At 57.5% G+C, this 11339-nt stretch carries 10 protein-coding genes; 8 read left to right on the top strand and 2 right to left on the bottom strand.

Translation table 11 applies throughout. The features are described 5' to 3' along the window. Window positions 1–257: 257 nt before the first annotated feature. Window positions 258–824, bottom strand: coding sequence for a hydrolase (locus WH50_RS04310; RefSeq protein ID WP_110186204.1), 567 nt, complete (start codon window positions 822–824; stop codon window positions 258–260). Window positions 825–1031: 207 nt separating this feature from the next. Here WH50_RS04310 and WH50_RS04305 point away from each other — a divergent pair, with 207 nt between their 5' ends. The 8 genes from WH50_RS04305 (at window position 1032) to WH50_RS04270 (ending at window position 10653) form a co-directional block, all read left to right on the top strand. Beyond that, entirely contained in the window at window positions 1032–1817 is a 786-nt protein-coding gene (locus WH50_RS04305; protein WP_110186203.1) for a hypothetical protein, read from the top strand. 74 nt (window positions 1818–1891) lie between these two features. Continuing rightward, the gene (gene lepB, locus WH50_RS04300) at window positions 1892–2695 is read left to right on the top strand and encodes a signal peptidase I (RefSeq protein ID WP_110186202.1); all 804 of its coding nucleotides are present in this window, start codon (window positions 1892–1894) and stop codon (window positions 2693–2695) included. After that, window positions 2692–3318, top strand: coding sequence for a hypothetical protein (locus WH50_RS04295; protein ID WP_110186201.1), 627 nt, complete (start codon window positions 2692–2694; stop codon window positions 3316–3318). The genes lepB and WH50_RS04295 overlap by 4 nt, the downstream gene beginning before the upstream one ends. A gap of 139 nt (window positions 3319–3457) precedes the next feature. Next, entirely contained in the window at window positions 3458–4414 is a 957-nt protein-coding gene (locus WH50_RS04290) for an ABC transporter substrate-binding protein (RefSeq protein WP_110186200.1), read from the top strand. Further along, window positions 4407–6428, top strand: coding sequence for a Fe(3+)-hydroxamate ABC transporter permease FhuB (gene fhuB, locus WH50_RS04285; protein WP_110186199.1), 2022 nt, complete (start codon window positions 4407–4409; stop codon window positions 6426–6428). Before WH50_RS04290 ends, fhuB begins: the two co-directional genes overlap by 8 nt. 16 nt (window positions 6429–6444) lie before the next feature. Next, window positions 6445–7365, top strand: coding sequence for a siderophore-interacting protein (locus tag WH50_RS04280; protein WP_110186198.1), 921 nt, complete (start codon window positions 6445–6447; stop codon window positions 7363–7365). Window positions 7366–7454: 89 nt separating this feature from the next. Beyond that, window positions 7455–8267: an ATP-binding cassette domain-containing protein gene (locus WH50_RS04275; RefSeq protein WP_207780174.1), complete on the top strand. Its 813-nt coding sequence runs from the start codon at window positions 7455–7457 to the stop codon at window positions 8265–8267. A 247-nt stretch (window positions 8268–8514) separates the two neighbouring features. Continuing rightward, complete coding sequence (locus tag WH50_RS04270; RefSeq protein ID WP_110186197.1) at window positions 8515–10653, top strand: TonB-dependent siderophore receptor; 2139 nt, start codon at window positions 8515–8517, stop codon at window positions 10651–10653. A gap of 294 nt (window positions 10654–10947) precedes the next feature. Here WH50_RS04270 and WH50_RS04265 read toward each other — a convergent pair whose 3' ends face one another. Then, window positions 10948–11286: a hypothetical protein gene (locus WH50_RS04265; protein WP_207780173.1), complete on the bottom strand. Its 339-nt coding sequence runs from the start codon at window positions 11284–11286 to the stop codon at window positions 10948–10950. Between the last annotated feature and the right edge of the window lie 53 nt (window positions 11287–11339).

Genomic DNA, 11339 nt, shown 5'->3' with positions numbered 1-11339 from the left:
TCAGGGCATCCTGCCAGAGGGTTTATTGTTGCTGGAGTAGTCCGGTAGCGATGCGTTTTAACAGGTCGTTGAAAATCTATCTGCGTTGCCGAATACCGCGTCAAAAACAGGCTCACAGCCAAAGGCTGAACGTGCTTTAGCACGTCCCCGAAGGGGCGAGCGGAGCGAGTCAAATGCTCATTTAGTTCACTAAACTCCGCTTTTTCGCCTGTTTTTTCCTTGTCTCGGCTACCTCGATAACGTTTTTCAACAGCCTGCTAAACCAGCTTGATATCCTCTGCTCGGGTCACTCGGGCAATACGCGGGAAAACATGGTCAATCACCATGGTATGCAGTTCCGCGTTACTGCTGGTGCAGCCGTCCTCCACGATCACCACGTTATAGCCCAGCTCCCAGGCATGACGGGCGGTAGATTCCACGCCGAAGTTGGTGGCAATCCCCGCCAGCACAATGGTTCTGATACCACGGCGGCGCAGTTGCAGGTCCAGCTCAGTGCCGGTAAATGCACCCCACTGGTGCTTGGTAATCAGCAGATCCCCCGGCTCCTCCAGCCCCTCCGCCAGCTCACTCCATTCTGCTGGCAATCCGCCCTCGGGGCGCTGCGACGGACGATCCGTCAGCCCGGTCGGCATATCGGCAAAGTCATCAGCCCAGGCCACATTGACCAGCACCACCGGGGCACCCGCCGTACGAAACTGTCTGGCCAGATCCCTGCCAGTGACAAAGACATCCATGGCGTCATGGGGTTCGGTCTGCATGGCCAGAATGCCTTTCTGCAGATCGATCAGCACCAGCGCGGTCGAAGGGGCGTCAAGGTAAGTCATGGCGTACTCCTGCCAGTCAGCAACAAAAGAAAAAGCTGGAAAAGGTTGTAGCGGTATCTGTTAGCGCAAACAAGAGGCGCCGCACCCTGTTGCGGCGGCAAACGGCAAAACTGCCGGGAAATGTGGTCTAATACCGCGCGCCGCTGCCGCATCACTGCGGCAGGCATTGAGAAATGACTCTCACCTTACAAGCAAAAGGACATCGCTATGCGTCGCCATCTACTGGCTATGACCGTTGCAGCTACCCTGCTGGCCGGTTGCTCCGAACATGATCTCCCCTACTATCAGTCTCATCTGGATGAAGCCCAGACCAAGGTCAACGAGTGTAAGGATGCGCTCAAGACGGCCTTTGTCGCTCAGGACAAGGACGCCCTGAAAAAAGTGGCTGAGGATGGGGAATGCCGGGCTGCCGATCAGGCCCGGCGCGAATACCAGCAACAGCTGGCCGAGCAGGAACGGACCCTGCGGGAAGAAGAAGCGAAAAAGCAGAAAGCGGAAGCCGAGCGGCAATATGCGGCGGATTACGAGCAGGCCAAAACCGATCTGGCCGGGCTCAGCGATGACGCGTTTTTCGATTACAGCAAGCAATGCAAACTGGTCATCTTTGGTCAGCCCAGCGCACAGTGTAAAGCCTTCACGGAGCTGGAACCCGCACGTACAGAAGCGGCGGTGGTGGCATTGATCACCCGCTTCCCCAAAGAACAGCTGATCACCTACAAGAAAGACCACTGTCAGGGCATCAACTTCAGCGAAAGCCAGTGTCAGCTGTCAGAAAAGGCGGTGGATAAGCAGCACGACGATCAGATTGCGCTCTATCTGAATAACCGCGACCAGCTCAAAACAGACTTCAACAGCTGCAACGAGCAGATCACCCAGCTCAAGAAAGAGCGCAAATACGATGAGTCTTCCGAGTTCGCCCACACCTACCAATGCAAACTGGCACTGGAAGCGGCAGGACATATGAAGGTGTATGGCTACGGCAAGCCGCTGTAAGCACGGTACATCGTCGCTGCGGGTAAGGCACTGCCCGCAGCCTTCAGGACTTATCCCATCAAGGAACAGATGCAATGACTGCTTCACCAAGAAAGCCATGGAGTGCTTTCCTGCTATCGATACTGACCACCGGTGTCGGCCAGATCTATGCAGGGTATCCCCTGCGCGGAATGCTCATACTGCTGGCCAAGTATGTCCCTTATGTCGCTATCGGGCTGGCAGGCGGCCTGTCTACCCTGTCTGGCTTTATCGCTGCCACCGTCATTACCGCCAGCATCCATATCATCGCCCTGGTGGATGCGGTGTTGCTGGCCAGAAAGGGCCGCACCTATACCCTGCGCGCTTTCAATCGCGGGTATGTCTATTTACTGGCAGCCATGATGGCGATTGCGATGCTCTGCACGCTGACGGTCTATCGCATCCCGCTATTTGGCTTTGGACACTATCGTATTTCCAGCAATGCCATGGCCCCCACCCTGTCAGCGGACGACCAGATACTGGTGGATACCCGGGCCACCTCAGCCCACATCGGCGACATCATTATTTTCAGGCCGCCACAGCACCCTGACACGCTTTACAGCATGAGGGTTGCCGCCACAGGTGGTGATCGTCTTGCTATTCAGAATGGTGATGTTCTGGTGAATGGAGTGGCACAGCCCGCACTGACCGTTACTGCAGACCAGCGGCAACTCCCCCAGTCAGTCACTTTCCCTGAGCTGGAAATTCCGCCGGGTCAGCTGTTCGTGCTGGGTGATTATCGGGACAACAGCAATGACAGCCGCTACTGGGGTTTTGTGCCGGAAGAGAATGTGGTCGGGACCGTCACAGCCATCTTTTACTCAGCCGACCTGCACAAAATTGGCACCCTGAAACAATGAATATCCTCCGCAACGCCTTGCTGTGTGTGCTACTGCTGGCAGGCAACGTTGCCTCGGCCAGTCCCCTTCTGGCAGAGGCCGAGGGCGACCTTGATCGTGATGGTATGGCTGAGCGGGTGACCGTTGAAAATGTGCCCCCTTCACGTGCATCTGCACCGCCCGCGGGGCAACGTGTGATCAATATCTACCGACGTCATGGTACGCAGTGGCAGCTCTGGCACAGCGCCAGCGGTGCCGTTATGTCAGAGGGCAGTGGCGGGATGCTGGGTGATGCCTTTGACAACCTGACGATTGAACGCGGCTGTCTGGTGGTCAGTCATTATGGCGGCGGAGGAGATGCCCGCTGGGGCATGACCCACCGGTACCGCTATGATCAGGGCCGCTGGCGGCTGATTGGTGCAACCATTGAGCATACCGAACTGTATAGCAGCAGACGCACACTGGACTTCAATCTCGCCACCGGCAAGGCCATCTATACCGAAGCCCGTCAGGACGACTCAGGGCAGGATCATCACACCTACTCAGTGACCTGGCATGTTGCCGTCAAGCCTGTCCCGCTGGGCTATACGCCCGGCAGCCAGCAACTCCGCATTCCCGGTCGTTCATTCAGCATCGGCTATTAACTGAGGTTCCAGCCGCCCTGCTGCATCGCCAGCAGGGCATTTCGCCTTATTAGAACTGTTCACATTCTTACTAAATCTGCGCCCAGCTTGTTCGTCTTACCTCTCTGTAGACTACCTCCCCCTATCGTCCAAGCTGGCTATGTCTGACAAAACCACTTTATCTACGGCGCGCCTGATCAGCCGCCGACGGCTGCTGTGTGCGCTGGCGACAGCCCCCGGCTGGCCGCTGCTGGCACACGCAGCCAGTTCTACACCAGCCATGCAGCGCATTGCCGCGCTTGACTGGGCCAGTGCCGAAAACCTGCTGGCACTGGGCATCACGCCCCTGACCCTGCCGGAAATCGACCGTTACCGCCAACTGGTGATGGCCCCTGCCGTGCCCGACAATGTGCATGAGCTGGGCCTGCGTTCAGAACCCAATATGGAGCTGCTGCAGGCACTGCGCCCTGACGTGCTGGTGATGAATCCTGAGCTGGCGCCATTGCAGCGACAGCTGGAGCAAATTGCCCCGGTGGTGCAGTTTGAAGCACAAGGGTTCGCGGGGGATCTGCGACTGGCCAGCAACCAGCCCATTGATCAGATCGAACATGGCAGTCAGGCACTGCAACAGCTGGCCAGTCAGCTCGGCTATGGCGAGCAGGCGGCGGCTTATATCGCCGATGCCAGTCGCCAGTTTAGTGAGGCCAGAGCAACACTGGCGCCTTACGCCGGTCGTCCGCTGTATCTGATCAGCCTGATTGATGCCCGCCGTACGCTGGTGTTCTGCAGCAATAGCCTGTTTCAGGACGTCTTCAACCGGCTGGGCCTGCGCAATGCCTGGACCACTCCCGGCTCGGCCTTTGGCCACCTGACGGTCACCCTGGACCAGCTGGCAGCCAACAGAGAAGCGGTACTGGTCAATATCGGCAATGAGCGTCTGGTTCAGGGTGCGCTGGCGATGAAAATCCCGGTACTGAACAGCCTCCCTGCGGTGCAGCAGAAACGCGTCGTGCTGCTGCCACAAACCCTGTTCTACGGTGGCCTGCCTTCGGCCCTGCGCCTGACTCAGTTACTGGCCAGCCGTCTGCCACTGGCTGAAGGAGCCCTCCATGGTTGATCACGCTGTTGCCAGCAACGCCCCGCTGCGCGCGACGCCTGTGCGCCTGTTGCCTGCACTGTTGGGTGTCGGCGCCCTGTTGCTCTGTGTGCTGCTGATCTGGGCCAACTTTCAGCGGCAGCTGCCCGGCACGCTCTGGTGGCAGGCGATTACCCAGCCTGATACCACCGCCACCGATCAGGTCATGCTGCACTTTACCTATCTGCCGCGTCTGGTGGTGGCCGTGCTGGCCGGAGCTGCACTGGCGCTGGCCGGTGCCATCTTTCAGCATCTGCTGCGTAACCCGCTGGCCGAACCCGCCACCCTCGGTATTTCTGCCGGAGCCCAGTTAGCCCTCAGCATCGCCACGGTCTGGTTCCCTGCTGCGCTGTATATCGGCAAGCTCTGGGTGGCCATGGCCGGCGCAGGCATTGCCCTGTTTGCGGTGATGGGGCTGGCCTGGCGACAGGGGCTGTCGCCGGTGACCGTCACCCTGACCGGGCTGATTGTCAGTCTCTACTGCAGCACCCTGAGCGCCGTGATTGCCTTGTTCAATCACGACATGCTGATTGGTCTGTTCCTGTGGGGAGCGGGCTATCTCGATCAGAATGACTGGAGCAGTGCGCTCTACCTGCTGCCGCGCCTGAGCGTGCTGGCGCTACTGGCACTGGTGCTGTTGCGGCCACTGACCATTCTCGGTCTGGATGACAGCAGCGCCCGCTCGCTCGGCGTGCCTGTCAGCTGGTTCCGCTTTGCCGCGCTGGCCCTGTCGGTGGCCCTTACCGCCATGACCGTTGCTGTGGTCGGGGTGATCAGCTTTATCGGGCTGGCAGCGCCTGCCGTTGCCCGCCTGCTCGGTGCCCGTCGTCTGGGGCAACAGCTGCTGTGGTCGCCGGTCTGTGGCGCCTTGCTGCTGCTGACCACCGATCAGCTGGTGCAACTGCTGCCCACCACCTATCGCGCCTTCCCCACCGGCGCCATGACCGCCCTGCTCGGCGCGCCGCTGCTGCTGGTGTTACTGCCCCGGTTGAAGGAAGCACAACCCCTGCTGCACAGCGCCAGTCAGGCCGTGCGCCGGGTACAGCGCCCGCTGCTGATTACTCTCAGCCTGTTGCTGCTGGTGCCGGTCCTGCTGTGGGTCGCCCTTTGTGCAGGTCACGACGCCAGCGGCTGGCACTGGCTGGCCAGCACCGATGAACTCAGTCAGGGGCTGCTGCAGCTGCGCTATCCCCGCGCTGTCGCGGCGTTCTGCGGCGGTGCCATGCTGGCACTGGCCGGTGGCATTCTGCAGCGGATGACCGGCAATCCCATGGCCGCCCCGGAAGTGCTGGGCATTGCCTCCGGCGCCATGCTCGGCGTTATCGTGCTGATGTTTACCGCGGTGGCACCGACCCGCGCCATGCAGATTGGTGCCGGTGCAGCCGGTGCACTGCTGGTCCTGCTGGGGATGTTACTGCTGTCCCGCCGCGAACATTTCTCCGGCTCTCGCCTGCTGCTGGCTGGCGTGGCGATCAGCTCGGTTTCCGGTCTGATCATGGCGGTGCTGAAATCCGCCCAGGACCCACGCCTCGGGCAGCTGCTCTCCTGGCTGGCGGGGTCGACCTATCACGTGGTCGCTGCTGAAGCCCTGTGGTCTGTGCTGGTGCTGCTGGTGGGGATGGCACTGATACCACTGATTGCCCGCTGGCTGACCCTGCTGCCACTGGGAGTACAGACCGCCGCCAGCCTTGGCCTCAACCGCCGGGCTGCCAGCCTCAGCCTTTTGTTGCTAACCGCCATCCTGACGGCCGCTGCCACCATCAGTGTTGGCCCGCTGAGTTTTGTCGGTCTGATGGGGCCACACTTTGCCCGTATGGCCGGTTTTCAGCGGGCCGGTAGCCAGCTGCTGGTCGCTACCCTGTTTGGCGGTCTGGTTCTGCTGGTATCGGACTGGCTGGGCCGCACCCTGATTTTCCCCTTCCAGATTCCTGCCGGGTTGCTGGCGGCCATTATCGGTGGCCCCTTCCTGCTGCATCTGATCGCCCGACGCACCTGACGCCCGAGGACGTACCATGAATAGCCAGACTGCTGTTTCCCAAAGCGAGCCATCGCAGGCCGACGCCACCCCGGCTACTGCCGAAGCCCCGCAGAATCTCTACCGCCCGCTGACGGTGCTACGCAGTGAAGTGCTGTCGCCGGAAATGCGGCGCCTGACACTACAGGGCGAAGACCTGTCACCCTTCGACACCCTCGATAACCTGCATGTCCGTTTCTATGTGCCAGTGGACCTGTCACTCCCCTGCGAGTGGCCCACTGCCGATGAAGAAGGCCGCCCGCAGCTCACTAAAACGCAGGGTGCCAATAACGTCACCATGCGTTACTACACCATCCGTCGTCTGGATGTCGCCCGCGGCGAGGTGGATATCGACTTTGTGACCCATGGCCATGCGGGCCCGGCCTCCAACTTTGCCCGAGCCGCCAAACCCGGTGACCGCTGCGCCATGTCCGGCCCCTGTGGTTTTAGCGTCAAGCCTGCCGACTGGTATCTGCTGGCGGGGGATGAAACCGCCCTGCCCGCCATCGCCCGCCTGCTCGACAACCTGCCGGCCCATTGTCAGGGCAGTGTGCATATTGAAGTTTCCCGCCCCGGCTGTGAGGTGGTAATGCCCAGCCATCCCGGCCTGCCGGTGCAGTGGCACTATCGCAACAGTAACCTTGCTAGCAGCAATCGCGCTGCTGATAACCATAGCGTCGCTGACAGCCCTAGCGCTGATCATGACGCTGGTGTTGCTTATGAAGACAGCGGCCTGTCAGATCTGCCACAGGCGCTGGCCAGTGTCCGCTTCCCCGAACAGCCCGACAGTGGCTTTATCTGGGTGGCCGGTGAATACGAGCTGCTGCGCCGCTGTCAGGCAGCCGCACTGGCTGATCGCCACTGGCCCAAAGAGCGCCTGCTCGGCGTCCCTTACTGGCGCCGCAAAGCCGATAACTAAAGCAGGCGCGTATCCGCTTGCCGCGTATTCGTACTCCTCTGCAGCTTCCGGCTGCAGAGCACTCCCGGAACTCAGCGATGAACCCAGCCATGAACTCAGCCGAGACGACGCCCAACACCAGCCGCCCCCTGCACCTTTTTACCCTCGATAAGGTCAGCTTCGACGTTCCCGGTCGGCAGCTGCTGGCACCGCTGACGCTGGCACTGCCCGCCCGCAAGATCATCGGCCTGATCGGCCACAACGGCTCAGGGAAATCCACCCTGCTGAAAATTCTGGCCCGTCAGCAACAGGCCAGCGGCGGCACCGCCCGCTTCGAGGAAAAGCCCCTGCAACGCTGGAGCGAACGTGACTTTGCCCGCAAGGTCGCCTATTTGCCGCAGTACACCCCGGCAGCCACCGGCCTGTCGGTGCGCGAGCTGATTGCCCTAGGGCGTTATCCCTGGCACGGCGCACTAGGCCGCTTTGGCAAGCAGGATGCCGACAAGGTGGAAGAAGCCATGGCGCTGACCGACGTGACCGCACTGGCAGATCAGCTGGTCGATACCCTGTCAGGCGGCGAGCGCCAGCGGGTCTGGCTGGCCATGCTGGTCGCACAGGACACCGAATGCCTGCTACTGGATGAGCCGATCTCGGCGCTGGATATTGCCCACCAGATCGACGTGCTGGCACTGGTGCAGCGACTGTCGCAGGAAAAGGGGCTGGGGGTGATCGTGGTGCTGCACGACGTCAATCTGGCCGCCCGTTACTGTGATGAAATCATCGCCCTGCATTCCGGCAGGATGATCGCACGCGGCACGGCAGAAAAGATCATGACGCCGGAACAGTTGCAGGCCATCTACGGCCTGAAGATGGAAGTGATTCGCCAGCCGGGTACCGGCCATACCGTGGCACTAGCCTGCTAGACAGCAGCGACGATTCAGGATGACGACCCTTCTCCCGTCAGGGGCGGGTCAGCGCTCTCAACAATGCGTCATCAAAATCCTAAATAATAACGATTTGTATTCGTCTCCTAATCTGTGGCGCCTTAACCGCTTTGCCGAACCCAGGCAGCAAGGGTTCAATTTCCCCAAAAATACAGTAACGACAGACCTGTTTTGGCGCCCCCCACCATGTTGAGCAACGTGATAACGCCTTATAGGACCTGACTCCATGAAATCAGCTGTACCCTTCACCGCCCTGAGGAAGACCCCTCTCAGTCTGGCCGTCACCCAAGCCCTGCTATTGAGCCTCGGTGTAACTGGCCATGCACTGGCTGCCAGCACTGGCGAAACCACGCTGGAGCTGCCGACGCTGGATGTCAGCTCGGAAGCACTGAAAGCACAGGGCGGCGCGGAAGATGGTTACAAGGTCGATACCGCCACCGATATCGGCTTCCTGAAAAACCGGGAACTGAAGGATACGCCCTATTCGGTACAGGTGATTTCCAAGGAAGTTATCCAGAACCAGATCGCCTCTTCACCCGATGATCTGCTGACCCGCAATGCCTCGGTCAATATTGTTGCCCCGGATAGTTCCAACTCCATGCAGAACATGAATATCCGTGGCTTTTCCGTCTATTCCACTTCCGGCTCCGTCGCTATCGATGGCCTGCGCACCCTGTATCTCAAACGTATACCCACCAGCAATATTGAAAATATTGAAGTCTTAAATGGTCTGTCGGGCTTTCTCTACGGTGCGGCCCTGCCTGGCGGATTTATCAACTACCAGCTGAAAAAGCCAGTCTATGAGCGCATTACCAATGTCACCGTCGGTAATTACGGTGGCAGCAACTACTTTGCCCATGCAGACCTCGGCGGCTCACTGAACCAGACCGATACCCTTGCCTATCGCCTGAATGTGATGACACGCAATGGTGATACGGCGATCGACGGGAATAACGTTTCGGAAACCAATATCGACGGCGCACTGGAATGGAAAGTTACCGATAAAGTGACAGCAGAGATTGATGCCAGCCATAACAACAATCGAACAGAGCGAGGGACCACTTTCTGGCAATTGGGACTGGAGCCAACCACACTGGATACCAACAAAAACTGGTCACAAAAGTGGGTAACAGACAAGCTCACCACTGATCGCATTGCCAGCAAGGTGACTTGGGATATCAACGATATATTTTCCGTTCGTGGAGCCTACGCTTACACCGAGAACCGGCGTGATACCGTACTCAGCAGTAGCAACGTTCTTACCAATGCCTTCGGTACCGTGGATTTGATCCCCGCATTGTCATTGACTGGGGCTTCACATATCAAAGAAAACTCCTACTACCTCTATCTCGATTCAAAATTCAATACAGGGTCTGTTGAACACACGCTGACGACCGGACTATCAGGTGTAGACAACAAATGGTTGCGAACCCAAAGTACCACTGTTCCCGTATATACCCAGCGTGAGAGCTGGCCAACACTGAATTATTTTGATTTACCCGCTTATTCCACCAGTGATGAGGAATATATGGGTACTCATACCAAAATGGATAACGTTACCATTGGTGATCAGATCAAGCTGAATGACCAGTGGGAAGTACTGGCGGGTGCTACCTATACGTCGATTGATTCCACCTATAAAGCCAGTGCATCTGGCACTCCCAAGAATTATGACGAAAGCAAAACCACGCCCAGTCTGTCTCTGGTATACAAACCCATGCCCTGGCTCAGCACCTATGCCAGTTATATGAAAGGTGTAGAGGCCGGTGGTGGCAGCACATCTGACTCACCACTTCCCCCAGCTATCAGCGAACAGTATGAAATCGGTGCCAAAGCCGAGCTGGGTGGCAGTCTGGTGACCGTAGCACTGTTTGATATCGACAAGCCTTATGACTATCTGACCAGTGCCAGCACCTATGCGCGTAATGGTCGTGAGAGACACCGCGGTATTGAACTGACCACCAGCGGCAAGGTCACCAACAAGCTGACACTGATGGGTGGCGTAACCCTGCTTGACGCCAAGGTGGAAGACACCCAATCCGGTATAGAAGGTAATCAACCTGTGGCCGTGCCTGAAGTGATGGCCAAGGTGTACGGCGAATACGCGATCAGTGCGGTACCCGGCTTGACTGCGACTGCCGGGGTCTACTACACCGGCTCTCAATATATTGATACCACCAACAACTATAAGCTGCCGTCCTACACCATCGGCGATATCGGTGCTCGTTATGAACTTAACCAGTTCAAAACCCCGGTTACCCTGCGCATGAATGTGAAGAACGTCACCGACAAGGATTACTGGCTGAGCCCCTACTATCTGGGATCACCCCGTACTGTCGCCTTCTCGGTGGAAACGAAATTCTGATAAGAGTTCTCTGACTAAGAAAGTAGTTTCAGCAGAAATAAAGAAAGGGCCGAAAAGGCCCTTTCTTTATTATCGTGTGAATTGCAATACCTGCTGGTGTTTTTCAATTCTTATTCACGCTGAGAACCAAAGACCTAATACTGTATTTGATGGCAAATAAATCACAGCGCCATCGTTGCGATATTTTAATGTTGGCAGACCATTAACAAAAATAGTTACGCCATCTTCTGACCGAAAGCAAGCTGTGCTCTATTTATGCAACAATGCCCGGCCGGAGTGCACTTGAGTAACTTGTTATCTGTTTTTGTTTGAACCATGCAATGCGACCACCTTGCCAGATTTGTTTTTATTTGGCTTGACCGTCTTTACCTTACTTATCAGTTGAGGCGACACGTTCCATTTTTGACCAGACTCAGTAATGACCGTAACCGTTTTCTTGTTGAATTTTGTAAGTATGCCTATTTGGCGGTCACGCCCCGGAGGCTGGAAACTCACCTGTTCACCAGGAGAAAATTGCATCATTTCTTTATGATTATGAAATGATTCGATAAATTTTAGTCTCTCAACAATTCTATGATTTAAAGAAACAAGTTCTTCTTCCGTTAATTCGTCAATATCAATTTCTATAGCCATGATCAGGTCTCGATTCTTTTTTACACATAACGCCGCGCTCTACAGAAAATTTG

It is taken from the genome of Pokkaliibacter plantistimulans (assembly GCF_003194385.1).
GTDB lineage: Bacteria > Pseudomonadota > Gammaproteobacteria > Pseudomonadales > Balneatricaceae > Pokkaliibacter > Pokkaliibacter plantistimulans.
This window is presented reverse-complemented; position numbering and strand designations above follow the sequence as displayed.